Source organism: Methanoregula sp. (assembly GCF_049518935.1).
GTDB lineage: Archaea > Halobacteriota > Methanomicrobia > Methanomicrobiales > Methanospirillaceae > Methanoregula.
Genome location: NZ_JBEKRH010000013.1, coordinates 18,737 through 43,709 on the forward strand (window position 1 = coordinate 18,737; position 24,973 = coordinate 43,709).

The 24,973-nt window shown below is 56.9% G+C and carries 27 protein-coding genes and 2 tRNA genes; 10 read left to right on the forward strand and 19 right to left on the reverse strand.

Annotation, left to right across the window (positions count from 1 at the left end; translation table 11 throughout):
- Positions 1-57 precede the first annotated feature (57 nt).
- From ABSE13_RS08910 to ABSE13_RS08920, 3 genes are all read right to left on the reverse strand, one after another.
- The gene (locus tag ABSE13_RS08910; RefSeq protein ID WP_424028167.1) at positions 58-258 is read right to left on the reverse strand and encodes a hypothetical protein; all 201 of its coding nucleotides are present in this window, start codon (positions 256-258) and stop codon (positions 58-60) included.
- A gap of 49 nt (positions 259-307) precedes the next feature.
- Complete coding sequence (locus ABSE13_RS08915; RefSeq protein ID WP_424028168.1) at positions 308-2,383, reverse strand: protein kinase domain-containing protein; 2,076 nt, start codon at positions 2,381-2,383, stop codon at positions 308-310.
- 128 nt (positions 2,384-2,511) lie between these two features.
- Positions 2,512-3,297: an FHA domain-containing protein gene (locus ABSE13_RS08920; protein ID WP_424028169.1), complete on the reverse strand. Its 786-nt coding sequence runs from the start codon at positions 3,295-3,297 to the stop codon at positions 2,512-2,514.
- A 244-nt stretch (positions 3,298-3,541) separates the two neighbouring features.
- On the opposite strand from ABSE13_RS08920, the gene ABSE13_RS08925 reads away from it, so the two are divergent.
- Positions 3,542-3,793: a hypothetical protein gene (locus ABSE13_RS08925; RefSeq protein ID WP_424028170.1), complete on the forward strand. Its 252-nt coding sequence runs from the start codon at positions 3,542-3,544 to the stop codon at positions 3,791-3,793.
- 300 nt (positions 3,794-4,093) lie between these two features.
- Here ABSE13_RS08925 and ABSE13_RS08930 read toward each other — a convergent pair whose 3' ends face one another.
- Positions 4,094-4,993 (reverse strand): hypothetical protein, encoded by a 900-nt coding sequence (locus tag ABSE13_RS08930; protein ID WP_424028171.1) that lies wholly within the window; start codon positions 4,991-4,993, stop codon positions 4,094-4,096.
- A 270-nt stretch (positions 4,994-5,263) separates the two neighbouring features.
- On the opposite strand from ABSE13_RS08930, the gene ABSE13_RS08935 reads away from it, so the two are divergent.
- The 4 genes from ABSE13_RS08935 (at position 5,264) to ABSE13_RS08950 (ending at position 7,526) form a co-directional block, all read left to right on the forward strand.
- Positions 5,264-5,334: transfer RNA gene (locus ABSE13_RS08935), tRNA-Gly, on the forward strand.
- A 1-nt stretch (position 5,335) separates the two neighbouring features.
- Positions 5,336-6,019, forward strand: coding sequence for a DUF5612 domain-containing protein (locus ABSE13_RS08940; protein ID WP_424028172.1), 684 nt, complete (start codon positions 5,336-5,338; stop codon positions 6,017-6,019).
- Positions 6,020-6,592, forward strand: coding sequence for an L-threonylcarbamoyladenylate synthase (locus ABSE13_RS08945; RefSeq protein WP_424028173.1), 573 nt, complete (start codon positions 6,020-6,022; stop codon positions 6,590-6,592).
- Between the two features lie 10 nt (positions 6,593-6,602).
- A complete protein-coding gene (locus ABSE13_RS08950) occupies positions 6,603-7,526 on the forward strand; it encodes a DNA polymerase subunit beta (RefSeq protein ID WP_424028174.1) in 924 nt (307 codons plus the stop codon).
- 45 nt (positions 7,527-7,571) lie between these two features.
- Here the strand turns inward: ABSE13_RS08950 and ABSE13_RS08955 are convergent, their stop codons facing one another.
- Together ABSE13_RS08955 and ABSE13_RS08960 are read right to left on the reverse strand one after the other, a co-directional pair.
- Positions 7,572-8,042 (reverse strand): hypothetical protein, encoded by a 471-nt coding sequence (locus ABSE13_RS08955; protein ID WP_424028175.1) that lies wholly within the window; start codon positions 8,040-8,042, stop codon positions 7,572-7,574.
- Between the two features lie 395 nt (positions 8,043-8,437).
- Positions 8,438-9,106, reverse strand: coding sequence for a CRISPR-associated protein Cas4 (locus ABSE13_RS08960; protein WP_424028176.1), 669 nt, complete (start codon positions 9,104-9,106; stop codon positions 8,438-8,440).
- Between the two features lie 286 nt (positions 9,107-9,392).
- Here ABSE13_RS08960 and ABSE13_RS08965 point away from each other — a divergent pair, with 286 nt between their 5' ends.
- Together ABSE13_RS08965 and ABSE13_RS08970 are read left to right on the forward strand one after the other, a co-directional pair.
- Entirely contained in the window at positions 9,393-9,686 is a 294-nt protein-coding gene (locus tag ABSE13_RS08965) for a DUF3467 domain-containing protein (protein ID WP_424028177.1), read from the forward strand.
- A 55-nt stretch (positions 9,687-9,741) separates the two neighbouring features.
- Positions 9,742-9,813: transfer RNA gene (locus ABSE13_RS08970), tRNA-Thr, on the forward strand.
- A gap of 74 nt (positions 9,814-9,887) precedes the next feature.
- On the opposite strand, the gene ABSE13_RS08975 is transcribed toward ABSE13_RS08970, so the two are convergent.
- From ABSE13_RS08975 to ABSE13_RS08995, 5 genes are all read right to left on the reverse strand, one after another.
- Positions 9,888-10,922 (reverse strand): PAS domain-containing protein, encoded by a 1,035-nt coding sequence (locus tag ABSE13_RS08975; protein WP_424028178.1) that lies wholly within the window; start codon positions 10,920-10,922, stop codon positions 9,888-9,890.
- 113 nt (positions 10,923-11,035) lie between these two features.
- A complete protein-coding gene (locus ABSE13_RS08980) occupies positions 11,036-11,428 on the reverse strand; it encodes a DNA polymerase ligase N-terminal domain-containing protein (RefSeq protein WP_424028179.1) in 393 nt (130 codons plus the stop codon).
- Complete coding sequence (gene thiE / locus ABSE13_RS08985) at positions 11,425-12,084, reverse strand: thiamine phosphate synthase (protein ID WP_424028180.1); 660 nt, start codon at positions 12,082-12,084, stop codon at positions 11,425-11,427. The genes ABSE13_RS08980 and thiE overlap by 4 nt, the downstream gene beginning before the upstream one ends.
- Before the next feature lie 14 nt (positions 12,085-12,098).
- Complete coding sequence (gene thiM, locus ABSE13_RS08990; protein ID WP_424028181.1) at positions 12,099-12,899, reverse strand: hydroxyethylthiazole kinase; 801 nt, start codon at positions 12,897-12,899, stop codon at positions 12,099-12,101.
- Positions 12,900-13,042: 143 nt separating this feature from the next.
- Positions 13,043-15,703 (reverse strand): aminotransferase class V-fold PLP-dependent enzyme, encoded by a 2,661-nt coding sequence (locus tag ABSE13_RS08995; RefSeq protein WP_424028182.1) that lies wholly within the window; start codon positions 15,701-15,703, stop codon positions 13,043-13,045.
- A gap of 276 nt (positions 15,704-15,979) precedes the next feature.
- Between ABSE13_RS08995 and ABSE13_RS09000 the strand changes: the two genes are divergently transcribed.
- Positions 15,980-16,384 carry a pyridoxamine 5'-phosphate oxidase family protein gene (locus ABSE13_RS09000; protein WP_424028183.1) on the forward strand — a complete coding sequence of 135 codons (405 nt, stop codon included), beginning with the start codon at positions 15,980-15,982 and terminating at the stop codon, positions 16,382-16,384.
- 102 nt (positions 16,385-16,486) lie between these two features.
- Here ABSE13_RS09000 and ABSE13_RS09005 read toward each other — a convergent pair whose 3' ends face one another.
- The 4 genes from ABSE13_RS09005 to ABSE13_RS09020 all read right to left on the reverse strand — a co-directional run bounded on the left by ABSE13_RS09005 (position 16,487) and on the right by ABSE13_RS09020 (position 18,813).
- Positions 16,487-17,206, reverse strand: a complete 720-nt coding sequence (locus ABSE13_RS09005; protein WP_424028184.1) for a DUF169 domain-containing protein — start codon at positions 17,204-17,206, stop codon at positions 16,487-16,489.
- Between the two features lie 178 nt (positions 17,207-17,384).
- Positions 17,385-17,942: a YeeE/YedE thiosulfate transporter family protein gene (locus ABSE13_RS09010; protein ID WP_424028185.1), complete on the reverse strand. Its 558-nt coding sequence runs from the start codon at positions 17,940-17,942 to the stop codon at positions 17,385-17,387.
- A 2-nt stretch (positions 17,943-17,944) separates the two neighbouring features.
- On the reverse strand, positions 17,945-18,472 hold the full coding sequence (locus tag ABSE13_RS09015) for a YeeE/YedE thiosulfate transporter family protein (RefSeq protein WP_424028186.1): 528 nt from the start codon (positions 18,470-18,472) through the stop codon (positions 17,945-17,947).
- A gap of 116 nt (positions 18,473-18,588) precedes the next feature.
- Complete coding sequence (locus ABSE13_RS09020; RefSeq protein WP_424028187.1) at positions 18,589-18,813, reverse strand: ferredoxin; 225 nt, start codon at positions 18,811-18,813, stop codon at positions 18,589-18,591.
- Positions 18,814-19,030: 217 nt separating this feature from the next.
- Here ABSE13_RS09020 and ABSE13_RS09025 point away from each other — a divergent pair, with 217 nt between their 5' ends.
- Positions 19,031-19,756 carry a DUF4013 domain-containing protein gene (locus tag ABSE13_RS09025; protein WP_424028188.1) on the forward strand — a complete coding sequence of 242 codons (726 nt, stop codon included), beginning with the start codon at positions 19,031-19,033 and terminating at the stop codon, positions 19,754-19,756.
- Positions 19,757-19,886: 130 nt separating this feature from the next.
- Positions 19,887-20,609: a 4Fe-4S double cluster binding domain-containing protein gene (locus tag ABSE13_RS09030; RefSeq protein ID WP_424028189.1), complete on the forward strand. Its 723-nt coding sequence runs from the start codon at positions 19,887-19,889 to the stop codon at positions 20,607-20,609.
- 170 nt (positions 20,610-20,779) lie between these two features.
- On the opposite strand, the gene ABSE13_RS09035 is transcribed toward ABSE13_RS09030, so the two are convergent.
- From ABSE13_RS09035 to thiI, 4 genes are all read right to left on the reverse strand, one after another.
- Positions 20,780-21,301: a hypothetical protein gene (locus ABSE13_RS09035; RefSeq protein ID WP_424028190.1), complete on the reverse strand. Its 522-nt coding sequence runs from the start codon at positions 21,299-21,301 to the stop codon at positions 20,780-20,782.
- A gap of 209 nt (positions 21,302-21,510) precedes the next feature.
- On the reverse strand, positions 21,511-22,428 hold the full coding sequence (locus tag ABSE13_RS09040) for an AEC family transporter (protein WP_424028191.1): 918 nt from the start codon (positions 22,426-22,428) through the stop codon (positions 21,511-21,513).
- Between the two features lie 351 nt (positions 22,429-22,779).
- Positions 22,780-23,595, reverse strand: a complete 816-nt coding sequence (locus ABSE13_RS09045; protein ID WP_424028192.1) for a sulfite exporter TauE/SafE family protein — start codon at positions 23,593-23,595, stop codon at positions 22,780-22,782.
- Between the two features lie 250 nt (positions 23,596-23,845).
- Complete coding sequence (gene thiI, locus ABSE13_RS09050) at positions 23,846-24,958, reverse strand: tRNA uracil 4-sulfurtransferase ThiI (RefSeq protein ID WP_424028193.1); 1,113 nt, start codon at positions 24,956-24,958, stop codon at positions 23,846-23,848.
- Positions 24,959-24,973 lie beyond the last annotated feature (15 nt).

Below are 24,973 nucleotides of genomic sequence, written 5' to 3' on the forward strand. Positions count from 1 at the left end.
CTGTCCAGAGAGCACCGGGTACTTCGTCGTACAGGGGAATATCCGGGAGCCAGTGAGTCAGTCGTATTTTCCCTTGGGTTCTGACCAGCCGGTGAACCCGCAGTAGATGCAGCCTATGCCATCGCAGTGCCGGCAGGCCCGTTTCGGGGCAGTGACAAGAACAGTACCGGTTTTATTACAGTAGAGGCACCCTTCCCCGCCGCAGTGCCCGCAAGGAGCGGGCTCATATGTCTTTTTTTCCCCGGCGATGGTGCTCACATCCCTCGTTCGCAACCGGAACCTGCGACAGGCCTGCAATCACACGGGATCATTCGTCGTCCTCGTCGAGGTACCCGTGCAGGGCATCGTGCAGTTCTGCGGCTGACTGGTAGCGATCCGCCGGGTTCTTCTCCAGGCATTTCAGGATGATCTTCTCGACGGCTTCCGCATCGGGATTGTACTCGGAGGGAGGGATCGGCTGCTCCCGGAGGATGGCATTCCCCACCTCCACGATACTCTCGCCACCGAAGGGAATGGACCCGGTGACCAGCTCGTAGAAAACCACGCCCAGCTGGTAGATATCTGTACGCTCATCGGTCCTTCCGAATTCCGAGGGGGAAACCTGTTCGGGAGCGGCATACGACAGGGAGAAGCCGGCTACGCTGGATTTTTTTACCTCTGCGGCCAGGACTTTGCTCATACCCCAGTCCGTAATCTTGGGCACTACTTCTGCGGTGAGCAGGATATTGTGCGGCTTGATGTCACGGTGTATGAACCCGTGCTCGTGGGCATAGCGCAGACCATCCGTGACACCCGTTATCAGGTGAACCGCCTTCCAGACGGGCAGGGGCTTGTCGAGTGCCTCAAGGGATCCCGGCACAAATTCCATCTCGACGTAGGGTACGGGAAGGATGTTGACTGCTGATACTTCGACAATATTGGGGTGCCGCAACGTCTCCCATGCGGCAATCTCATTGAGGAAACACTTTCCGGTGATTTCGTCGAAACTGATCGGGATCTTGACGGCAACAGTGATTCCGTCAGCTTTGCGCCTTGCAGAAAAGACCCATGCAATTCCACCCCTGCCGACAAATTTGATTTCCGTGTACTTGTTCTCCAGCTCCTTGGGGAAGTAGTTCTTCTGGTCGGTTGCCGACGGCTGGGGACTTGCCTGGGTCTCTTCTGCATAGACCGTCCTGGTTGAAGGAGTGGTGGTCATCAGGGCCCTGGTGCGATCGACTGCAGACCGGAGAACGGATGCTGCCTGCGCGACCACGGGAAGCGGGGGAGCCAGGCGTTTCTCTGCATTCCGCCGGGCAAGGTAGATAATCCCCCCGATACCGGCAATAACGAGACCAGCGAGGATGACAAAAAGCGGGATGACCGGGAGATTGTTTCGTACAGGGAACAGGGATGCAGAGGGTTGCGAGGGGGCGGGCGTGCCAGATTCTCCGGGTGTCCCGCTGGCAGGGGTTTTTATGGGAACCGGAGGTGTTGAAGATACAGGAGTGGCCGGGAAAGTCCCTGACGGGGTTGCCGTTAACAGAGGCGTTGCCGGCAGAGCGGATCCCGGGGTGATCCCGGTATAATATTCAAGGGGATCCATCAGCGGGAACGCATCCACAATATTCTGGCTGGAATCCCCGCTTGCGTTCCGGAGAACCACGAGGCTGATGATATAAGGCGAATCCCCGATACCATCCCCGTTCTTGTCCCGCCCCCGGTAATCATTCCAGTAGTTGCCCATACGGCTCTGCTGCTGCTGCCCGAGGTACGTATAGCTGAATGCGGACGCGGTGCTCCAGACGGAGCTCGGGCTTTTGGAGAGCACGTTCTGGGTATTGGAAATCGTGTTTTGTGCAATGGTATTGGAGATCGAGTTCTCGTCAAGCGTGATCCCAATCGTATTCTTCTCGATAGTGTTCTCCTGGATCAGGTTGCCACTGGCCGATTCAAGGGTGATGCCGGCCCGGTTGTTATCGGTGATCTGATTGTTCTCGATGGTATTTTTTCCCGAGGAAACAAGTGCGATGCCGGCCCCGTTGTTCTGGAGGGTATTGCGCCGCACGGCATTACTGCTGGACGTGATGCGGATCCCGCTTGAGGCGCCGTTTTCGATGGTGAAACCTTCAACCGTACACCCGTCGGCAATGATCTCGATGTCATCACCCTTCTTCCCGGGCTGGATGACTGGCACTCCGTTGCCGCTGTCGACACCGATAAGGGTAATTTTTTTATCTAGCTTGATATTCTCGGCATAGGTCCCGCTCTCGACACGGATCGTGTCGCCTCCGCTGGACCAGTCGACGGCATCCTTGATGCTGGTAAACTCGGCACCGGAGGGGGCGACAAGATGATCTGCCGCAGAAACCGGGGGGCAAACAGCTGTACAGGCAAGTGCCATGAGCAGAAGGAGACAGGAAGCCCGCCACGCCGGTAGCCAAAGGTACGGGAGGCGTACGTGCCAGGGGTTCCGGAATTGCGCGGGAATCGGGGAGTTCATTCTCGTACTCGGGGACCAGAACGTGGTGATCAGGGAGAGGCAGGGAGGATGACGAGGAGTTTTACTCCCGATATTCCCTTTGCCAGCTCTATGAGGTCGCCATCCTGTACAGGGGCTTTGACATTCTTCTCAAGCTTCCGGTTATTCAGCTGGGTGCCACCGGTGCTCCCGCAGTCCTCAATGTGCCAGATACCCTTCTCCCTGACGAATTTCCCATGCGGCCGGGATACCCTTGTGACCGCAGTGTAGCCGTCCGAGAGGACCACATCGGAATCCGGGCGGAAGGCCGTAACGTTCTCGGGGTCGAGCCTGCCGATATTGACCACATCGTTTTTCAAAAGAAAGATTTTGCCGTCGTCAGGACCGCCAAGCGCAATTGCGGCAGGGATATTACCCAGCACTTCCCGGGACAGGGTACCTTTCACTTCATCAAGGCGTCGCGAGATCTCGCTTCCTACAACCTGCACCCGCGTATTGGAGAAGAGACCAAGGTTCCGTATGATCGCTTCAAGACCGCCCGGGACAAGTGAATATTCCCAGACCGGATGGATCCCCTTAGACGTGGGGGCTCCAAGGCCCGCCTCCTTCTTGATGACCCCGATACTCAGGAGTTTGTCCAGGTGTTTCTTGGTATTTTCGTAACTTGTCTCGATCTCCTTGGAGATTCCCCGGGCATCCCGGGGTTTCTTCTCGAGGAATTTGAGAATCCTGAGGCGTGCGCTGCTCGAGAGCACGTCCAGGTATTCCGAGAGTTCCTCTAAGGAATCGGAATCTTCGTGAACAATAATCGTGGGAGACTTATCCGCAGGATCCATAGCGCTCCACCTGGGTTCTATGTATAACCCATTAGTCACCGGAAGATAAGGGCATGACGGTTTATATTACCTCCCTATATACCCATCCGCCCGGTTCCTCTATTGAACCACGGGGTTAGATACTCCAACCCGGGCGATTTGGGGTATTTATCAGCAGGTGCACATGACATTACTATCAGGTGATGCACGAACTTAAAAATCGGCGTGTCACCGACCCATGCAAGAACAACGAGGAACTAAACCGATGAACACAGGCAAGATTCTGATCGGCCTTTCACTTATCATGGTCTCAGTGGCCATGATGATATCCCCGTCCAACGCTGCCGAGCCGGGCGCAGCCTGCGTGCCATGCCATGAAGGCATCTTTTCCACGCATCTGCACGGCACGTATCCCGGCAGTGCTGACGGCAGCGGGGTTTCTGCACACGACCCCCTGCCGGCAGTGACGGGAGCCGATCGATCCTCCTCATCAGGACACTACCTGCCTGTGCTGTAACCGGTGAAGATCCTCGCGCAAGCCACGCACCAGTACGAACGATGACCATGCAGGCACGTCCCCGTTCCTCTCTCCGGATGAACACGGGAAGAAGCACATATGTAAGCACATGCCCCATACGGCCGTCCATACCGGCCGATCTGGAATAGTCTCTCACTCCAGAGATCCGGGGGTTGCCACACCTCCGGGAATCATACATCCAGCCATATCATACTTTTTATATAGCCGTATCAAAAAAGAGATTTTCCGGGATTTCTGATTCCGTTTCGCAGTATCCCGGGGTTCCGAAAGTCCTTTGGATCAGTCTTTTTTCTGCATGAAACGCCCGACGCACACACCGGCAATTCCCAGCGCCGCCATGACCGGGATCACTGACAGGGGAGATTCGGTAGGGCTGGCGGGGGGGTAGGGAGTGGGTACCGTGGCAGTCGGTTTCTGGGTCAGCGTTTTGGCGGGAACCGGTGTAACTCCCGAAACTGCAGCAGTGACTGCACTTGTTGGTGCAGGAGTCACAGATCCCGGCGAGGTAAGCCGGACATTGTCAATATACCCCTGCGCATAGATATTTGTCGGGCCGTAATCCCCGATTGAGCCAATATAGATCCGGTTCATGCCGTGAAGATCTTCACCGGTATTCACGTAATAACTCCAGACCTGCGTCCCCGAAGTCTTTTCATTGACTTTCATAGCGAGAATCTTCTGGTCGGCATTGTAATCGACTACAACATGATAGGTTTTGTTGAGATCGTATTTTACCGTGGGGCCATCGTAGGCGGTCGAACCGCTCGTCAGGGCATCATCATTCTGGCTATCGACTTCAACCATCTTGTTGCCGGGGGTCACCAGGTGCAGCCACATGATCTGGCCGAATTTTGCGTTGGTGAATTCCGTGAGAACATTGGGTCCCTTTCCCGGATCCATCTCCGAGCCGGAGAAACCCATCCGGAAAGTTGCACCCGGGTCGACACTGGTTAATATGACATCATACTCAAAGGTGAAAGAGCCTTTGTCATATCCATCGATCGTGGTGTAGGCATACGCGCCGGTACTTGGTTCGATCTTGAAATGGTACATCTCGAGGCCGGGATCCCAGTAATCTTTGGACGGGTTGTTGGTGATCCACTGGGGATCGGTGGCGAACGAGTTCTGGTAGATCACGTTTATCGGCTGGTCACCGGCAGTCTGGGCAGCGATCGGCATTATAAGTACCAGCAAACCGGTTATAATCAGGAAACAAAGAGCGGAGGTTCGAAACGTCATAGAGAATCTTCCTGTACGTTTTATTCAGGATTTTCATTCGGAGGCTGATCCCGTGCGGGTTGACCAGCAGATATGCAGGAGTGTAAGGGATCTTATCGTATACGTACTTTGTCCTGCGGTCTTAAAAATATCGAAAGGATACGCGGGAAACGGGATGATATATTTATGCTAAAATCGCGTACTTATTAGAAAGCAGCAATCGAGTGCTGTGCGATAATAGTCTAGCGGTAGGACAGGAGCTTCCCAAGCTTCTAACCCGGGTTCGATCCCCGGTTATCGCATATGGAGTCTGTACCTGAGCGCTCGGCAATCCGGATCATCGCTGAGAACCGCAGGGGAGTCCTGCGGGACATCGCAACGGTAGTTGCCCGGCACGATGCCAATATCGTCATGATCAGCCAGGAAGTCTTCGATTCCGGGCCCTATTGCGGCATGGCCGAACTCTATTTTGAATATGACTGCGACGATGCAGGAGACCATGACTCACTCATAGCGGAACTCAACGATATCCCCTCCGTGAAGGATGTCAGGTCCTACCAGCCGTTCGGCCACATCTTCGGCTCGCGGGTCATCATTATGGGTGGCGGGGCACAGGTGGCACAAGTGGCACTCGGCGCAGTGAATGAGGCGGACCGGCACAACATCCGCGGGGAGCGGATCTCGGTGGACACGATCCCGCTCGTGGGGGAACGGACACTCGCCCTCGCCGTTGACGCCGTCTCACGGCTGCCCCGGGCCTCAATCCTCGTGCTTGCCGGCTCAATCATGGGCGGCGACATCTCCAAGGCTGTCGACCGGGTTCGGGAGGCTGGTATCCCGGTCATTGCCCTGAAGATGGCGGGCACCGTGCCCCAGCACGCGGATCTCGTGGTCACCGATCCGATCCAGGCAGGCGTGTTTGCGGTGATGCATGTCAGCAGCAAGGCCGTGTTCGATATCAACCGCGTCCGCGGGCAGGAATTTTAAATGGATATCATCGCGGAAGCGGTTTCGATCCTGATGCATGACGGCACCGTAGTGTACCCGACTGATACGGTATACGGGCTGGGGGCCGACGCATTCTCTGACGAGGCGATCCTGAAGGTATACGAGGCGAAGAAACGCCCGCTCGGTATGCCAATTTCGATCGCAGTATCAGATGCGGATATGCTGCACGCAGTTGCCCGCACCGAGCCGTGGATGGACCCCTTCATCACCACATTTCTTCCGGGGCCGGTAACCGTTGTCCTGCCCGCACGGAAGAGCGTGCCGATGATCCTGACGGGGGGTACAGGACTGATTGGTATCCGTATGCCCTCGCACCCGCTCGCGCTCGAACTGATCCGGACATTCGATGCCCCGATCACCGCGACGAGCGCCAACCTTCACGGCACAAAGGATCCGCAGGTGCCTGATGAATGCACGGTCCCCCGGGAGTTGCTCATCGATGGCGGCAGGTTGTCCGGCACTCCGAGCACGGTGGTTGACCTTACCGGGAAACGGGTTATCCGCGCCGGAGCCGATATCGACCGGGTAGCGAAGTTTTTGCTGACACTCTGAGGTTGTCGTTGTGCTTCCCGTCCGCCTGCGTGATTTCATCGAGGATTACGATGGCTGGCTCTATGCGGTCTCTGCGTACGATAATGATGACCGGATCGCCTGTGTCCTCCGCTATGTTCCTGAGCCGGAGGGGGAGCGGGTGAATCCAGCGGGCCGGCGATACAACAAGTACGATTTTGAAGAGGCATACGCACTTATTGCGAAGAGAAAACCACAATACGCCGGCCTCCTCCACCGTATCCCGCAGAAGGATGTAAAGCGGGTGCTCAAACCCGACATCGAGATCGGGCGGATCGCCGTCGCCCATCCCCGTGTGGAGAAGCTGATCCGCCTCTTCTGCCTGCCGGAAGGTACCGTGGGGTGCACAGGTTCGCTGCTCTGCGAACTGTCAAACGGGAGCTCCGATATTGACATGGTGGTATACGGGAAGCACTGGTTCACTGCGCAGGCGCTCGTCCGGGAGGGCATCCGCGACGGGAAGATCGAGGGGCTCACGGACGGGATGTGGCGGAAGGTCTACGAGAAGCGCAAGCCCGAGATCTCCTATGACCAGTTCGTGCTCCACGAGCAGCGGAAATGGAACCGCGGGCAGATCGAGGGAACGTATTTCGATATCCTTTACACCCGCTCCTACGAAGAAATTGGAAGCGTTCCCTCCGGGCAGGGTACCGTGATCGGGAAGATGACGATCGAAGCGAAGGTGAAGGATGCCTCGCTCGCGTTCGACAACCCGGCAGTGTACGAGGTGGAGCACGAATCAGTGAGCCGGGTGCTTGCCTTCACCCATACCTACAGCGGGCAGGCGCTCGCCGGCGAAACAATCGAGGCCTGTGGGATCTGCGAGCAGCACGGTGACGAGTGCTGGCTGATTGTCGGAACCACCCGCGAGGCCCGCGGGGAATACATAGTCTCGCGGACCCTGCTGGAACAATAAAAAAGAAAGATCGAGGGGATATCACGGGCAGCCGGCCCAGGATCCTCACCCCATACCGGCATACACAACCCGCATCTCGTGTACACAGGCCGGCCCCTGCAGGCAGGGCCGGTACCAGACTTCAACAAGGTCCTCGTACTGGTCCGGAAAATACCGCTTTGACGGAACGAACCCGAATTTCCGGAGGATGTGCTGCATCACGGGCCGGGGCATCACTACATTGACATCATACCCTTCGTCCAGCCACCGGCGGATCAGGGCCTGCGTGTTCCCCTCGTTCCGGTGCCGGGAGATGATATAGTGGAGGATGAGCCGGTTACCTCCTTCCATCTCCAGCCAGCCGGAGAAGAGATCTTCGGAGAATCCCAGTGCATCTCCCCCGGGGGTCCCTGTCTCGATGCGTGTTGCGGTCGTATCGTTCACTTCCCTTCGTATGCTTGCGATCCAGACCGTTTCTGAAAACCGGCATAAAAGGGAGGGGCATGGGCATGGCGAAAGTGATCGGATAAAATCCATGATTACAGGTCTTCCACTATCTTCTGTTTTGGGGGTCGGGGGGGGTCGCAGGGGTCGGGCAGATAGACCCAGCGACCCCCAGGGGGGTCAGGGCACAATGCATACTGATCCCCCGGACCACACTAAATGACACTGCAATGGATCGGGTTTTAGTAAATATCTCCGTTACAGCAGGAACAATTTTATGACGTAGAAAAGAGAATTTCCCGAGTGGATATACCGGGGATCGTTTGAGTATGGGGGGATCAGACCAGAAATCGGGTGACCCCCACGACCCCTTATTCCGGCTCGGGTTTGCTCTGGCCGGTCTGCGTTTCTGTTGACACGTTACCGCGCCGGGTTAATTTACCGGGTCGGGAACTCTGGAGGATTAGCTGTTGAGGAAGGCCATATCCTCACAGCAGCTCGCTCAGTCTCCGCCCGACACTGCTCTCACATTTCTCCTTGAACTTGCACCGGTTGCAGGGTGCATTGAGCGGGTGCTGCGGCATCGCACCGCTCTGGATCTCCCTGAGCTTGTGCAGGGCCGCGATCACCTGCCGCCGGTCCCGGGGCTGGACCGCATGGTACCGGGAGATCCCGTCCGGGAGATATTCCACGAACCCGCCTTCCACTTCCTTCCCGGTCATCTCCTCGAGGCAGAATGCAATGGCGGCGACCCGCAACCGGTCGGCGGCGTACGTGCCCATCGGCATCGCCCCCGACGCCCGCACGATAGAGAAGGCACCGCTGGCATCGATGCGGTCGATCATCCCGGCCATCCCCTGTTTCTGCGATGTGACGGTCACGTCCGTCTGGACCGCAGGCTTCCATGCGGTTTTGGTGCAGGCAGTGATGCAGAGATCCAGAAATTCCCTCATCGCAGGATCGACTGCCGGGCAGACCGCAACTACCTCGCCCCAGATTGCCTCCGGTTCAAGCGCCTTACCAAGATGGTATGACAGCTGCTTGCAGACCGCGTACCGGTCGGATTCCGCAATCGGATCGTTCCGTTCGTAACAGTACCGGACCGGGCAGGCATGGACCCGCACCAGGTCCGAGATCGTGGCATGTTTCCCGTTCACGGGCAGGATGGTTCCTCATCCAGAACTGGGAAACCAATCGGGTTAAACTTTTTGAATTGCAGCCGGTTTTCAGGAATGGGCAGACCATTGTCTGGATACGTGCTGGAACATTTCCGGCGGGGATCATATCCCCGGTGATTTATACCAGAATAAAAGGTTCCAGCAGGTTTTCGTATGATGAAAACAGGACCATGGTTTTCCTGCCGGCATAGAACCGTGCAGATGTTTTCCTGCCCTTGTGATACCGTACCAACGTTTTCATGGCAGAAGAACATACCAGATCTCCATGACATCGCAGGAAATTTCAGTCAATATCCCGCCCACTCTCGATCCGGTGTACAGCAACATGATCCAGATCGCCTACAAGGACGATGAGTTTACCTTCATGTTCCTCCACCAGCTCCCGCAGGTGAACCAGGCCCGGGCCAAGGCAATCGTCTCCATCACCCCGTCTCATGCAAAGAACCTCCTTGGCGTGCTGACCAAGACCGTCGCTGACTACGAGGCCAAGTTCGGTACGATCGCCCCCAAGGAGAACACGGAAAACAAGACCGTGACCTCGCTTTCCGGATATTCATAATATTTTTGATCCAGAGATTTTAATAACGCGAAAAACCGATATTATGGGGTATTACGCCGCCGTGGCTTAGCGGTATAGCGGCTGATTCGTAATCAGCAGGTCGAGGGTTCAAGTCCCTCCGGCGGCTCTTTTTTTATGGTGTGTGGGTCATGAGCGAATGCCCACAACAATTGTCCGCGCCATTACTATCGGACCCGCACCTCAGTTCTTCCGTTCCGAGGTGTCCCTCACCGTGCTCATCACGGCAGACATGCCGAAATATTCCGTGATCCGGCTGCTGATCTCGACCGGTATCGTGCCGCCGTCTTTCTTCTTCAGTTCCGATTCGAAGAGCATGTGACCCCGGGCCATGAACTGCCGGACTATGTCGGACTGGAAGATCGTCCCCGGGTTTACAGCGATATCGCGGAGGCTCATATGCATGAACTCCTTTTTCGTGTACCCGAGGTACCTGCTGGCGATTACGTTGGTTTCGAAAATCTTCCCGTCGATATCGTGCAAGATGATCGCATCACTCGCCCCATCGAAGAGCGTCCGGTAGCGGAGCTCGGATTCGATCAGCTCATCCTTAATGCGCTTCTGTTCCGTAATATCCACAATCGAGCAGATGATCATGCCTTCCTTGGTAAGGGCTGCGGTAACAAGCACCCAGATTATGGTCCTGTCTTTTTTGCGCAGGGCAATCTCCATATCTGCAATAGCATCATCCTGCCGGATCTTCTTCATGAACCGGGTTTCCTGACTATCGTCAAGCCAGATGGACGAGAACATCTGTTTTTTGAGATCCGCCGGAGCATACCCCAGGATAGCGGCAGACTGTGCATTAATCTCCCGGATCTGCTGGGTGTCCAGATCGAACGTAAGCATTCCGGCCTGAGAATTCTCAAAGATCTCACGGTATTTCCGCTCCTGCAACAACTGGCTGGAGAAAGCGGAAATCACGACACCCAGCGAAACGAAGATGTAGAAGAATGCGATGCTTGACGCATAGAGCTGGATATCGGCAGGCCCATAGAGCCAGACGAGCCCAAGGAAGATCCACCCGAGAAGAACCGTGAAATAGACCCCGTACCTCGGATAGAAATATGCGAGGAGAATGATGGGCAGGATATAGAAATAGGGAAATATCCCGAAATAACCGTTTTTTAAGGAGAAGATCGAAACGAGGATAATGCCAATGGTGAGCAGCGCGGTAATCGAAAGCCAGAGCGTGTTTTGCGGCGAAATTGTCTTCATGTCCCACTCATTCCCAGTACTCAGGATTTATTGGTTGAACATGGTTGCAGGAATTTATTATATCTTCTCATGCATTCCCAAATATCCCGGAAAAGACCAGATACCGCGGGGGATCAGACGCCATCCTTTGCCCGTAAGACGAGCCACTCCTTTTCACCGGCATTCCTGAATCGCACGAGCACATATTTTCCGGTATACCGGGCACCATGCAGGAGGATCTCGATCCGGCCGGGTTCCCAGGCAAGGGTATCATAGGTCCCGTTGTCGGCAATCTTCACGTCACCGGCACCGTACTCACCTTCGGGAATGGTCCCGGTAAAGCCGATGTAATCAAGAGGATGATCTTCGACAGCAATCGCCAGCCTCCGTTCACCGGGGTTTTCCGGCAACCCCTTAGGAACAGCCCAGCTCTTCAGCACACCATCCCGCTCCAACCGGAAATCGAAATGGTGGTGTTTTGCGAAATGTTCGTGGAGTACGAAGCGCAGCGTACCTGGATTTCTCATAGGCCCGCCATCCCCTTGCACTTCTTCCGTGCGGCTTTCCTCTCAGCCACGATTGCAGCCATCTTCCTGGCCGTACCGGTGAGGTCAGTGGCACCGACAACTGCCGATATAACCGCAATCCCGTCCGCCCCGGCGTCGATGACGTCACCTGCATTTTCCAGCCCGATGCCCCCGATGGCGATGACGGGGATGCTGACAGCGGTCTGGATCTCCCTGAGCAGGGTGAGGCCATGACCGGGTCCGGCATCGCGCTTGGAACCCGTGGCAAAGACCGGGCTGATGGCGACATAATCGGCCCCATCCCGTTCCGCATTACGGGCCTCCACAACGGATCCCACAGAGACCCCGATAACAAAACCCGGGGGGGAAATCTGGCGGGCAACCACGCATGACATGTCCCCCTGCCCGAGATGGACACCGTCTGCACCACAGGAAAGGGCAACGTCAAGCCTGTCGTTTACGATAAACCCGGCACCGGCGCTCCGGGTGATGGCCCGGATCTCCCACCCGATCCCGGCCAGCTCGCTGCAGGTTCGGGCCTTGTCCCGGAGCTGGATCACGTCAGCCCCGCCAGCCACGGCGAGCCTGGCAATCTCCGTATGCGATCTCCCGCCGGAGACAGTCTCGTCCGTCACAACGTACAGGTCGTATTTCATGGGTGGTGAGGTGATTATACGGTCCGGATCCGGGCCACAGTCGCGAGATCCTCGGGAGTGAGTGTCGCAAGTTCATCGAAGAGCGCCGTCTTGAAACTCAACGGGCCCCGGGCACAGGCCGCCGCCCTTTCGCCGGCAATGCCGAATGCGGCAAGGGCTGCTGCCGAGGCAAGGACAGTATCCCTGGATTCGGCGGCAAACGTGCCGGTCACGGATGCGGCCATGCACCCGGTACCGGAGATGCTGCCCATCATCGGGTGGCCATTGTCCACGAGAAGGATACACTTCCCATCGGTTACGATATCCGTGGCCCCGCTTACGACCACCGTGAGCCCGGCCGATCTGGCAAAATCCCGTGCGATCACCTGCGGATCCCCGACAAGCCCGTGGGAATCGACACCCCGTACTTTCCCTTCCGCCCCGGCGAGCACACCGATCTCACCGGCATTGCCCTTGAGGATAGTGATATCGAGTTTATCCATTAACCTTCGGACAGTTTTTGTCCGGTACTGCGTGGCGCCTGCTCCCACGGGATCGAGAATGACCGGGATCTCCCGGTCGTTTGCCATCCGGCCGGCGAGTTCCATGGACTTGACCTGCACCCGGTTGAGAGTACCGATATTAAGGACAAGCGCACTGGCAACCGCAGCCATCTCCTCCACTTCTTCGGCCGCTTCAGCCATCACCGGTGCGCCACCGGCACAGAGAGTGATATTGGCGCAGTCATTGACCGTCACGTAGTTCGTGATGTGGTGGATGAGCGGGCGTTTTTCCCTCACCTGGGAAAACAGGTCTGACAACTGATGTTTTTTCATGGAAGATCACGCTGAACCCGGGACATCGGGCAATTGTGTTTGATCAATGGTGGAAATTCCTGCATATTAAATCATGATAAACCGGCAGGCCACACCGGGAATTCCGGGCCGGGAAACAGGAGACACGGAAGGGACGCGCCAGATTACCGTGTGATCTCTTCGATCGTGGCAAGGAAGAGATCGACATCCTCTGCCGAGTTGTAGGGGCCCAGGCTGACCCGGACCGTCCCGTCCGGCAGGCCCAGCCGCTCCATTAAGGGAATACAGCAGTGGTGGCCCGACCGGACCATGATGTCGGCCATCTCATCGAGCCTCTGGGCTACTTCGTGGGGATGCAGCCCGTCAACGGTGAACGAGACCACCCCGACACGCTGCTCCGGCTTCTCCGGAACGTACAGCCTGATCCGGGGCATCTTCCGGAGACCGTCGATGATCCGGGTGGTGAGTGCCTGCTCGTGCCGGTGTACCCGCTCCATGCCAAGACCGGTAAGATAATCGACGGCAACGCCAAGACCGATGCCGCCCGAGATGTTGCCGGTCCCGGCTTCGTACCGCTGGTAGCCTTCGGACAGGGTGAACTCCCGTCCCTTCACCGATTCCACAACACCGCCACCCAGCAGCAGCGGCTCGATCACCGGCTCCTTCATCCAGAGCACACCGGTACCGGTTGGTCCGAGCATCTTGTGGCCGGAGAAGGCGCAGAAGTCGCAGCCGAGCTGCGCGACATCCACCGGCATGTGAGGCACGGTCTGGGCCATATCCACCAGCAGGAGCGCACCGTGGTCATGGCAGCACTTCGCGATCTCCGCAACGGGAGTGATCACTCCAAGGACGTTGGAGGCATGGGTGATCGCTACGAGGCGCGTAGTGCCGGTGATTGCTGTTTCGAAAGCGGAGAGATCAAAGGAATAATCGTCACGGATTCCAACAACATCGACTGCGACCCCGTTCCGGCCGAGGTGATACCAGGGCAGGAGGTTGGAGTGGTGCTCGAGGATGGTGGTCAGGACGCGGTCACCGGTCTTCCAGGGAAATCCCTGTGCTACCGTGTTGATCGATTCCGTAGTGTTCTTGGTGAAGACGGTGATACCCTCTTTTGCCCCGATGAAACCGGCCACTTTCTCGTGGGCGTGCCAGTAGCGCTGGGACGCGATCTGGGTGAGGCGGTGGACGCCCCTCCCGACATTCGCCCGGTAGTTCCGCTCGAACTCCACGTACGACTGGATAACCGGTTCCGGGGAGAGGCTGGTAGCGGCATTGTCGAGGTAGACTACTTCCGCAAGGAGCGGGAAATCCCTGCGGACTGCCTGCAGATCATACATATCCCGTGCCGGTTCTTTCATGCCCGCTCCCTGTATTCCTGCTTCCGGTATTTTTTCCTGAGGTTTATCAACCATGCTTCCTTTCCTCACATCCCTCACGAGTTCTGGGTCAGCCCGTATCGTGAGATCCTCGTTGACCGCGATGCTGTGCACCCGGCAGAGTTCCTGCATCTTCCGCGGGATCTTCCGCCACCGCCAGAGCCCCCACCGGCAGTAGGCCTCTGGCAGCCCCTTCTTTGCTGCCCACGACTCCACGAAGTCGTCCCACCGCTTTGTATATTCCGGGTGGCTTATACGGATCTGCTCGTACTCGCTCTCGAGCATGGCCGGGCAGAGGTAGCAGCCTATCCGCTCGATGCCCTGCTCGTAGAGCGGGTTCATATCGGCCTTCTGCCACCAGAGGTAAAGGAAGACTTCGAGTGCCCGCCAGTTCCGGATCGGCGAGACATTGAGCTGTAATGGATTGTCGGGATTCTGGCTCGTCTCTTCAAGGCTTGCCCGGTTCCACGACTCATACCAGCGGTTGCCCTGGATCGTGACGCAGGGACCCACTTCGGCAAGATAGAGCTTGAGCGGCCGGAGTTTCTGGAACTTGCAGCACCAGCGATTGTCTTTCCCCGGGGGTCCGGCCTTCTCCACGGCCTGCCAGAAGTCGCCCGCCTTCCCGGCGATCTCCACCCCTTCGGATTTCACGAACGCAAGGGTTTCGGGAAATTCGAGGCCGGTATCAATGAAGAATGCCCGGGTCACCCCGGCCTTCCGGGCGAGATGAAGCACAGCCGTGCTGTCCTTGCCTCCGGAGAACGAGACGTTAACTGTCGGCCGGTCCTCCATATGGTGTTTTATCGTCCGGATCGCGTTCCGTTCAAGGTTCTTGAGGTGGTACCGGTTCCGGTCGATCGCCACGTCCCATCCGGGGTCCGGCAGGCTTCGGGGAGTGACGGTGATCAGTTCCTTCACCTTGATGGACCCGTCTTTCACGGTTCCCGTCCCGTACCGGGCCTTGTATTTCACGATCACGGTCCCATCGGGAACGGGGATTTTGAGCGGGATCCTCTTCCCGCCTATGCGCCCCTGCTCCTTCCGGGCATCGGTATGGGTATCGAGGTCAACGATCCCCTTTGTTGCGTGGGGGACCAGGAACGGAAGGGCTTCCGGTGTAATATCAAGGCTGAATTTACGGTTGACCGGATCGAACGTGAGCCACCCGAGCCGTTCACCGTGCATGATCACGAGGTCGGCCCGGTCCACGCCGCCGGTCTTGTTGAGGAGGAGGATCTTTGCGAGAGGGATATCGCCGTACCGTTCCCGCACGAGCCTGCTGATGAGATCGTGATCTGCGGAAAGAGCCGGCCGCAGATCGTAGGGCTGGAGGAGCTCGATCCGTTTTCCCTCCCGGCCGCACGCACAGCTCTTCGCGATCAGCGGCACGTTGCAATCTTCGCACCAGTACAGTACCTTCTTGACCGGCGGCTCGTGCATCACACACACAGATGGAACGGTTCAGGAGATAAGAGAAGCGATGAAGGGCAGACTGCCGCCCGTTTCCGGTGCAGGCAGGAACCCGTCATGCGGAGATCATGACGCGTTATACGCGTTATTGTGGAAGCGGACGGTCCACGGACGCAGTACCCGGGCAGAGGATAACCGCAACAAGGGACAATGCTGACTTGTTGCACCTGTGCAGGTGATTTTTTAGGAAACCTGACAGCAAAGTTTATGGGGATATAATCCCGATGCGAAGATGGTGATCTGACCATGGTAAAACTGACAGCCGAAATGAAAGAGGCATTTTCCAGGATGAAGGTATTCCCCGTAGCCACCGCCTCAAAAGACGGGACGCCGAACGTGATCCCCGTAGGTATCGCAGATCTCGTGGATGACGAGACGATCTGGTTTACTGATAACTTCATGAACAAGACGATGACGAACCTGAGGACCAACCCGAAGATCGCAATCTATGTCTGGGGCCCTGAGATCAAGGGGTGCTTCCAGATCAAGGGGGTTGCATCCATCAAGAACAGCGGGGCTGAATACGAAGAGATGAAGGCAAAAATCAACAAGAAGAACCCGGCACTCCCGGCACGGTCCCTCGTGATCGTGAAGATCACGGAAGTCTTTGAATGCAAGCCCGGTCCGACTGCAGGTTCGAAACTCATCTAATCCTTTTTTTACCTGGCTGTTCCACAGCATCACGGGTTGTTGGGACGGCGGGTATACCGTCATGATACCTGACGTGATGCAATTTTAAAAAATGGTATATCTTCAGTTCTGTTTCGATCCCGGCGCTGCTGCTACCACGTTGAGCGCCTCGATGATCTCCGGCAGGATCTCGGCGGGGATCCCCACGACCAGTTCCCCGTCTGCAATACCGGAGAACTTCCGTGAGCCGTCGCAGCCAAGGGAGAAGTTTATGCGGCCGGAGAGGTAGGTCTGGGCGCAGGCATCGGCGCAGACGGACTGGATACCGGCAAATTCCGCATTGACCCTTCCACCCACCCGAAAGACCGTACTCTGCGTGAGCTTGAGCATTGCCCACGGGCTCGCCACAATGATGACCACCTGCGGATCGAACGGGGTCTTCTCGAGGGGTGCATACATCGTGGCATACGTGTCGCCCGGGTCCAGGTGGGGAACGCGGTCGATTGTCCGCTTGCAGGCAGCAGAACTTTCAAACTTGCCCAGTTTGTAGTAAAAGTCGCCGTTCTTGAGGGTTTCGGTGATCTCCCTGAGACCGAGCGACCAGGCTCCGCCATTGCATTCGTGATTTTCCGCAAGAGCGTAGAAGATCTTCCCTTCGTTCCTCGCAAGACCGATCATCGAGCAGTGCCGGATCGTCTTATCAAGTTTATCCATGCCTGCCGGGATCTCCTCCTTCTTTGTGGCAAACCGGAACGCGACCGGAGAGCCTGACAGTTTCAGGAGTTTTTTGAGCGTATCCGCAGCCCCGGCATAGTCGATGGGTATTTTCACAGATGCTGCCATGCAATTCATCTCATGGACTTTTTCATAAAGTCCTCTGTTTACACCATGTGATGCTGATCACTTAAACCTAGTGAAAATACCTGTATTCAGTTCCGATCGTGATGATCCAGCCCCGTACGGAGCCCGCTGCCCGGAATCCCCTCAGGCATACTACCGGAAGAGGAGTGCCCTGTCCTTATCACAGCCCGATATACCCGAGCCCTGCAAGGAGCGCGATCATGGCGATTTCCAGAAGCACGATCACGGTCCACGTGGGGAGGTGAAGGAATTCCGGGACCGTAACTGCCGGGAACGGTCCCTTCTGCAGGACCGTATCCCGGAGCTTCGGATATGCTTCTGCAAAGATACCGGCACCGACAACCATCCCCAGCATCCCCCCCAGCGCATCGAGTGCTCCGGTCCCAACCGCCCCGGCAACGGTTCCCGGGCAATAGCCGAGCAGGGCAAATCCGACACCGAAGATCAACCCGCCGATTACGTTTGCCCCGAGTGTTCCCCCGGCAGCATGCGATCGCACGAACCCGAAATGTTTGAGAATGTGGAATCCGATCATACCCACAATCACAGCGGAGAGCATCACTTTTACTACCGTGAAATCGGTGAGCAGGAGCTGGCCCTCGATCACGTTGTAGTCCGTCACCCCCCCTTTCTGGAGGAGAAAACCAAAGCAGATCCCAAAGAGCAGCCCGAGTGCGATCTGGAGCCGGCCATTGGCCCGGATGCTTTCAAGTGTCATCGTTACCACACCCCGACAACCCGGAAGAGCAGCAGGGCCGTGATAATCCCCCCGGCAAAGAAGCACGCCGCCGTAACCATGCTTGCAAGGGAGAGCTGGATCGAGCCGTTGATGCCATGGCCGCTGGTGCAACCGCCGGCCCACCGGGCACCAAATCCGAGCAGGATTCCCCCGGCAAGCGCGAACACGACGCGGAGAACCGGGCCGGGACCGAATGTCGCTTCCCAGAGCGAGGGGACCCAGAAGAGGTGAAAGCTTCCCGAGAAAAGGACAGAAATATATGCACCGATCATCACGCCGGGAATGATCATCAGGGCCCAGTCGACCCGGGGCGGTATCTCCCGGTAATAATCCATCCGTTCAGTCTTTTCCGCGTTGAGTGTCCTGCCGATCAGCCCGCGCAGTTTGACAAATGCCGTCGAACAGCCGATAGGGCGATCGGAGAGGACGAAGGCAAGGCAGCACAGGACGCCGATACCGGCACCGGCAAGGTACGGCGACCATGTCGCAAGGGTAAGGTATTCGAACACCAGGGATAACCCCCTGCCGGAAGATTCAGGCAGATATTCAGGATATAATCAGGAAGTATGGATTAATTTTTCGGCCGGGGCACTTCCTGCCTGCCGCATGGCAGAACGTTAACGTCTCAGTCGACGATGGTGATGATCTGGGCCGGGCAGAGGTCCGCCGCGTCCCGGGCACACCCTTCCAGATCCTCCGGGGGAACCCCTTCGGCAGCATTCCCGCCAACACGGTACTGTTCGGTAATCCGGCTGAAGGAGTCCCCGGGGTCCTCCTCGAACAGGCCGGGGCATGAATCCCAGCAGGACCCGCAGCTGACGCACAATGCCCGGTTGATAGAGACTTTCATGGAGACACACTTCCCATACAGGTGCATGGTCAACCGGATGCCATAAACATGTGCCTGGTACCAATGACAGGAAGATCACGGGGTGGGTTTCCCTGAATGACCCCTCGGTACAACCTGCGGTGTGAAAAACCCTTATTGCCTGCGATCTGCCATAGTACAATTGAACCCGGATACCCGGTAACTGTCCCGTATCCGGTAGCGCAAAACTGGTGACCCCATGGATTATACGGATATTGTACGCGATGCCCTGGCTTTTGTGAGGCAGGGAGTCTTTGAGAACAGGGGCAGATGGCTGCGGCTGATCCTCGCGATCATCCTCCTTGCTATCCCGATGAACGGTTATATTATGCGGATTTACCGGGGGGAGACTCCCGCCCCGGAGGTTGACCGGTGGGGAGGACTGTTCATTGACGGCCTGAAACTGATGATCGTGGGGATCATCTGGTCGATCCCCATCCTTGTGATCTGGATTGCCACGTATGGTGCTCTTGCGGCAGCCATCTTATCCGGGGATACACGGCCGGCGATGCTATCGGGCTGGACACCGAACATAGGCCTTGTCCTCCTCATGTATCTCTTCGAGATCGCTGTCGGGATTCTCCTGCCGGTTGCATCGATCCGGTTTGCCCGGAGCGGCCGGTTTTCTGAAGCGTTCAACTTCCGGGCAATCCTCGACCACATAGGAAAGATCGGGTGGGTCAGCTACATCCTCGGTTTACTCATCGTTGCCGTTCTTGTTGCAATCCCGATAATGGCACTTGTCTGCATCTTTGTCCTGCTCGGGATCGTTGTGGCCCTGATCTCAGGGTTTAACCTTGCGTTTGTTCTCGGCGTCATCGCCATCGCGGTCATCGTGATCCTCCTCATCTCGCCGCTCTTTACCGTCTTCCAGGCCCGGTACTGGACACGCCTCTACGATAGTGCAGCACCTGCAACCGGATAACTAACCTTTTTACCCCCCTTGAGAGGGGGCTGCACGGGCCGGGGATGCGGGGCAAACGATGACGGTTTAACGGAGCTGCCAACCGCCAGACTAACAATCTCCTGCGTTATACATTCCAGTACGAGCGCCTATGTATCTTGATAACCGGATCAAAATCCTGGCAAAATCCCTTGGTGCTGACTACTGCGGGGTTGCAGACCTTGCGCCTGCACGGGATTTCATCAAATGGCAGGGCGGGAAACAGGTTGCTGAATATCCCCGGGCCGTGGTCGTGGGAATCGGCCTGCTGGACACCCTCGTCGACCTCCTCCCGGAGCGGGAAACTCCCCCGAACGCGGTGCTCTACCGGCACCATACCTACGATGTCGTGAACGCGGCACTCGACCTGATGGCCCTGCAGGTAGCCAACACGATCCAGCGGGCAGGTTATCGTGCCTTCCCGGTCCCGGCCTCAAAACGGGCAAGCGATGAGAAGATCGCCGGTATATTCTCCCATAAACTGGCGGCGCATATGGCAGGCCTTGGCTGGATCGGCCGGAGCTGCCTCCTTGTCACCCCGGACCACGGACCCCGTGTCAGGTGGATCGCGGTCCTGACCGATGCACCCCTTACCCCGACCGGCACCCCCATGGAGCCCCGGTGCGGGAAATGCACTGCCTGTGTTGATGCCTGCCCGATCCAGGCCTTCACGGGAAAGATATTCGCGGAGAACGAACCACGGGAAGCCAGGTTTGATGCGGCTGCATGTGACCGGTACTTCAAGGCGATGGAGAGCGCCGGGAAACCGGCTGCCTGCGGGATGTGCCTTTACATCTGCCCGTACGGCAAGAGAATACAGGGCAGGAAGGACTGAACGTCATCCGGATCCAGGAAAAGACGGGCAGGCACCGGGTGACCATCCCGTCACAGTGGCACCTGACAGGGATCTCCGCCATTTATCCAGAACGAGGTACGGGAGGACGGGGTTCCCGTATTGCGCACCATATATTTTAAAAAATGAAGATCGGGTAAAAGGAGGATTTTTCAGGACGGCGAACCGGGCACGGCACTATCCGTGGTGGCGATCCGGTAGATCGTCCCGTCGGTGTATTGGTATGTAGTTGCATAGTCATTCCCGTCGAGACGGATGAAATACTTCGGGGTCAGGCCCTGGAACCGGCTGTCGGGATAGAGGATCATTGTCTTCACTACAGGTTTCGATCCACCCATGCCACCGGCATCGAAGACGTACCGGGTCCCATCCGGGTACTGCATTATCGCCTCAACGGATTTGTAGACACCGCCGCTGATGGAGAGGCTCCCCCGGAACTGGTAGACAGAACCAGTACCGCTGGCCACTCCCAGGCTCTCTTCCTCGATCCGGGCAAGCTCCGTCGCCGGGACCGCAGTGATTACGGTGCCGGATACCACGGTCGGTTGGGTTGCTGCAGCGACCGGGGATGGCGTTGTGGTAACCGGTGTTCCGGTGGGATTCGTGTACATGCACCCCGCGAGGCATGCGAAGAGGAGGAGACAAAAAAAGGCAAAGACTGGATGATTTCTCATAAGTAGAACTGGTGATTCACCCCCTTTAAGATTCCGGTTTTTCCTGCGGGCATGACGGAGGATTGTCCCGGGGATATGCAAGGTCCTCCGGGGCCGGGACCGGGTCCATGGCGGCAAGTACGGGTCCCCGGGGCTCACTGGCACGTGCCGTCCCGCAACTTCCCTCCTGACTTCCGGAATGCAGGAGACACGGCAAGGTTGCCCGTCCTTCAGAAGAGCAGGAAATCCAGCAGGGGGATCGTTGCGAGACAGAGGAGAGTTGACAGGAAAACTCCCTGTGATGCCAGCGTAGCATCAACATCATATTCATCAGAAAGCAGGACAGTGTTTGCCGCCACGGGCATCGCGATCAGGAGAACCACGCTCAACAGGAGGAGCCGGTCGGAAATGAACCGGGAAAGGATGGCAAATGCCATGACGGGAAAGACCAGCAGCCTCAGAGCAGATATGAGATACACCCGCCAGTCACCTGCAAGACGTGCTGTGGGCAGGGTGGCGAGCAGTGCACCAATAACAAGCATTGCAAGGGGTGTGGTTGCCTTTCCGATCCAGTCGAGCGCCGCATCTGCCGGATAGGGAATATGGTACCCAATCAGGAAGAGGAATAATCCGAGAAGGGATGCTGCAAGACCGGGAGTCAGCAGGATCCGGGGATCCAGCCTGCCTGCCTTCTCGTGGGCGAGAAGCCAGACCCCAAGGGTGAAGGCCAGGAGATTGAACGGCAGGTTGAACAGGATCACGTAAAACAGGGATCCCGGCCCCAGGATCACTTCCGCGACCGGGATTCCCATGAACCCCACGTTCGGGAACACCAGCATGAACTGGAAGACTCCTTTCTCTGTACCGGTTGCGGGAAGGAAATGGCAGACAACGAGACTGACGAGGAAGGCACCGGTATAGTAGGCGAAGGCGACCGCAAGCGTGTTATCCACCAGGGTCATTGCCTGGCTCGTATGCGGCACCTGCATACTGCTTATCGTGAGAGCCGGCAGGGCAATATTCACGAGGATATGGGAGATCTTGTGGACCCGGTCCCCATCGAGAAGGCCGTGCCTGCGTGCGAAAAAACCGATGCCGATAATGATGAACAGGGAGAGGATCGATGCGAGAACAGCAAAAAAGTCCATGGATGATCAGGTCCGGGGATCTACGGGGGGAATGCTGGCCCATGCAGCAGGATTGCAGGTGAATTGTCACATCCTGCCAGGGCAGGATCGTGGATATCAGGGATGACAGCGCCGTGGAATATATCTGTTATTTATTGGCCCGGACCCGACATATACTTTTAGAACGAGCATGAGCACATCTATCGCACCGGTATACTGCGACGATTTGAATCCGCGGACCTGAAACGAAACGGTAAAAGGAATATGCAGGTTTCATTCTGCATATCCCGGTGCACCTTCCCGGGAGTGTTTTAAAAACCGGAGGACACACGGGATACACCTCCAGGGGATGGGAGTATTTCCTACCAATTATTACAACATGTCCATCAGGACTTTCTGCTGGAACATGAGAACCGCAATACCCAAGAGAAGGACACCGAATATCTTCTTGATCTGGTCTTCCCTGATATGAGGGGCGATATTTGCCCCGATGAATGCGCCAAAGGCAGCCCCGGCCCCATACACCGCAACGAAGGGCCATGCGATCTGGCCGAGCGTGGCATGGGCTGTTGCCCCGGTGATCGAGACGATGATGATCGTAAACATCGATGTTGCGATCGCATAATGCACCGGGATACCCGCCGTGGCAAGGGCCGGTACAAAGATGGCCCCGCCGCTCGTACCTGTCACCCCGCTGAGGAGGCCCCCGGCTGCCCCCCAGAAGAGGAGGTGGGAGTACCAGATACGGGCGACTGGCTGGGTACCCTGGTGCGGGACGCTCGCAGACAGCACGAACGAAGGTCCCCACTGTATCTCCCTGAGAAACCGGAACCACGGGAAGAGCATCTCAAGGGAGATCAGGGTGAGCATGATGCAGAATAGTGCAACAAGTACCCGGGCATCGACAAGCGTGGTGAGATACGAGCCTGCCACCGAGGCGAGCATGCTGGGGATGATAAGGATCAGCGCCACTTTGAAGAGGATCACGCCCTGTTTCCGGTACCAGAACGAGGCTGACATCGAGGAGAAGATCATGATTGCAAGGCTGGTGCCGATCGCCGTTTTCGTGTCCACTCCGAAGATCAGGGTGAGCGTCGGGACGTACAGAAAACCGCCGCCAAGACCGATAATGGCAGCAATGATACCAATCCCAAGCGAGATCAGATACGCGGCGTAATATTCGATCACGGTGTCTCCCTGCCATCTTGTGGATGTCGTCGATTATGAGATATTCAGGCTTAAATTTACCCCATTTGCGGATTAAGATTCCGGTTTAGACCGGATTATTCCCCGTATTAAAAATGGGTTTGGAGAATCAAGGGGAGGATGCGATCCTGATGAATGCCTGAACCAGCGACGGGGGGTACAGTTACGGGGTTTATCACCCTGTAACGCAGGAACGGAGGGCCTCTGCATATCATAACCAGAAAAAAAGGGATTATACCGGCAACGGCATCTTCGTTGCTTCCAGTTTTGCCTCGATCTCGAGAATGGTTGCCAGCTTCGCCTTGGTCGAGGGACCTGAAGGTACGGCCTTGCAGCCGGACGCCTTTGAGGTCGATTCGGAGAATGTTCCGATCTCCCGGGCAATCTTCATGGTCTCCTCCTTGTCAAACCCGATAAGCGGACGATGGATCGGTACCTCGGATGCAGCGTCAGTCAGGACGACCAGGTTGTCAAGAGTCTGGCTTGCCACCTGCCCGAGAGACTCGCCGGTAACAATCCCTTTTGCCCCGGCCTGCACGGCCAATGCCGTAGCCACGCGATACATCCGGCGCTTGCAGAAGAGGCAGGTGTATTTCTCGAGGTGCCGCCGGACCAGTTCCTGTTTTGCGGCTGCCAGGTACGAGTCCCGGATTACCGTCAGATGGATACCGGGCTGGTATTTTGCGAGGACTTCCACCACCCGTTCCGCTCTGGCGATAGTTGTTTCATCAAGGAACGTGTCGAGCGCGACAAAGACCGGGAGAATCCGGCACCCCCGCTTCATCATCATCCAGGCAGCGACCGGGGAATCAATCCCACCCGATACCAAGGCGACAAGCGTGCCTTCGACCCCGAGGGGGAGGCCTCCGACAGCCTTCGTGACCGTATCGTAGAGGTAGGCTTCGTTTGCCCGTATCTCTATGTGGATCTCCTTGTCCGGGGTGGCCAGGTTCACCTTGAGGTGGGGAAATTCCCCGCGGATCAAATCACCAAACTCGATTGCCTTCTCGTTTGAGCTGAAAGCGTGCTTACCCACACGTTTCATCCGGACCGCGAATGTTTTTGCCTTCTCGATCCCGTGCCGGCGGCAGTAATCGGGAAGGAATGAGCCGATCTCATCCAGTTTGATGTGCTCAACTTCCGAGAACGAGACAATCCCGAAGATATTTTTCAACAGATCGGGTTTCACATCCCCGTCCAGCCAGATCCTGCCCCGCTCATTCCGGACATGGATGCCGGGCATGACCTCGAGGATATTTGCTATCAGTACATTTTCCCACTGCCTGCGGACAGGGTCGGATTTGAGGAAGATCTCAGAATACCGGACAAGCCATTGTTTTTTCATAGCGTAATTTCACCA

Excerpts from the sequence above, each read along its gene's own strand:
- ABSE13_RS08915 (WP_424028168.1), bottom strand. The coding sequence starts at position 2,383 with ATGGCACTTGCCTGTACAGCTGTTTGCCCCCCGGTTTCTGCGGCAGAT.
- ABSE13_RS08920 (WP_424028169.1), bottom strand. The coding sequence starts at position 3,297 with ATGGATCCTGCGGATAAGTCTCCCACGATTATTGTTCACGAAGATTCC.
- ABSE13_RS08925 (WP_424028170.1), top strand. The coding sequence starts at position 3,542 with ATGAACACAGGCAAGATTCTGATCGGCCTTTCACTTATCATGGTCTCA.
- ABSE13_RS08930 (WP_424028171.1), bottom strand. The coding sequence starts at position 4,993 with ATGCCGATCGCTGCCCAGACTGCCGGTGACCAGCCGATAAACGTGATC.
- ABSE13_RS08940 (WP_424028172.1), top strand. The coding sequence starts at position 5,336 with ATGGAGTCTGTACCTGAGCGCTCGGCAATCCGGATCATCGCTGAGAAC.
- ABSE13_RS08945 (WP_424028173.1), top strand. The coding sequence starts at position 6,020 with ATGGATATCATCGCGGAAGCGGTTTCGATCCTGATGCATGACGGCACC.
- ABSE13_RS08955 (WP_424028175.1), bottom strand. The coding sequence starts at position 8,042 with ATGGATTTTATCCGATCACTTTCGCCATGCCCATGCCCCTCCCTTTTA.
- ABSE13_RS08965 (WP_424028177.1), top strand. The coding sequence starts at position 9,393 with ATGACATCGCAGGAAATTTCAGTCAATATCCCGCCCACTCTCGATCCG.
- ABSE13_RS08975 (WP_424028178.1), bottom strand. The coding sequence starts at position 10,922 with ATGAAGACAATTTCGCCGCAAAACACGCTCTGGCTTTCGATTACCGCG.
- ABSE13_RS08980 (WP_424028179.1), bottom strand. The coding sequence starts at position 11,428 with ATGAGAAATCCAGGTACGCTGCGCTTCGTACTCCACGAACATTTCGCA.
- thiE (WP_424028180.1), bottom strand. The coding sequence starts at position 12,084 with ATGAAATACGACCTGTACGTTGTGACGGACGAGACTGTCTCCGGCGGG.
- thiM (WP_424028181.1), bottom strand. The coding sequence starts at position 12,899 with ATGAAAAAACATCAGTTGTCAGACCTGTTTTCCCAGGTGAGGGAAAAA.
- ABSE13_RS08995 (WP_424028182.1), bottom strand. The coding sequence starts at position 15,703 with ATGCACGAGCCGCCGGTCAAGAAGGTACTGTACTGGTGCGAAGATTGC.
- ABSE13_RS09000 (WP_424028183.1), top strand. The coding sequence starts at position 15,980 with ATGGTAAAACTGACAGCCGAAATGAAAGAGGCATTTTCCAGGATGAAG.
- ABSE13_RS09005 (WP_424028184.1), bottom strand. The coding sequence starts at position 17,206 with ATGGCAGCATCTGTGAAAATACCCATCGACTATGCCGGGGCTGCGGAT.
- ABSE13_RS09010 (WP_424028185.1), bottom strand. The coding sequence starts at position 17,942 with ATGACACTTGAAAGCATCCGGGCCAATGGCCGGCTCCAGATCGCACTC.
- ABSE13_RS09020 (WP_424028187.1), bottom strand. The coding sequence starts at position 18,813 with ATGAAAGTCTCTATCAACCGGGCATTGTGCGTCAGCTGCGGGTCCTGC.
- ABSE13_RS09025 (WP_424028188.1), top strand. The coding sequence starts at position 19,031 with ATGGATTATACGGATATTGTACGCGATGCCCTGGCTTTTGTGAGGCAG.
- ABSE13_RS09030 (WP_424028189.1), top strand. The coding sequence starts at position 19,887 with ATGTATCTTGATAACCGGATCAAAATCCTGGCAAAATCCCTTGGTGCT.
- ABSE13_RS09035 (WP_424028190.1), bottom strand. The coding sequence starts at position 21,301 with ATGAGAAATCATCCAGTCTTTGCCTTTTTTTGTCTCCTCCTCTTCGCA.
- ABSE13_RS09040 (WP_424028191.1), bottom strand. The coding sequence starts at position 22,428 with ATGGACTTTTTTGCTGTTCTCGCATCGATCCTCTCCCTGTTCATCATT.
- thiI (WP_424028193.1), bottom strand. The coding sequence starts at position 24,958 with ATGAAAAAACAATGGCTTGTCCGGTATTCTGAGATCTTCCTCAAATCC.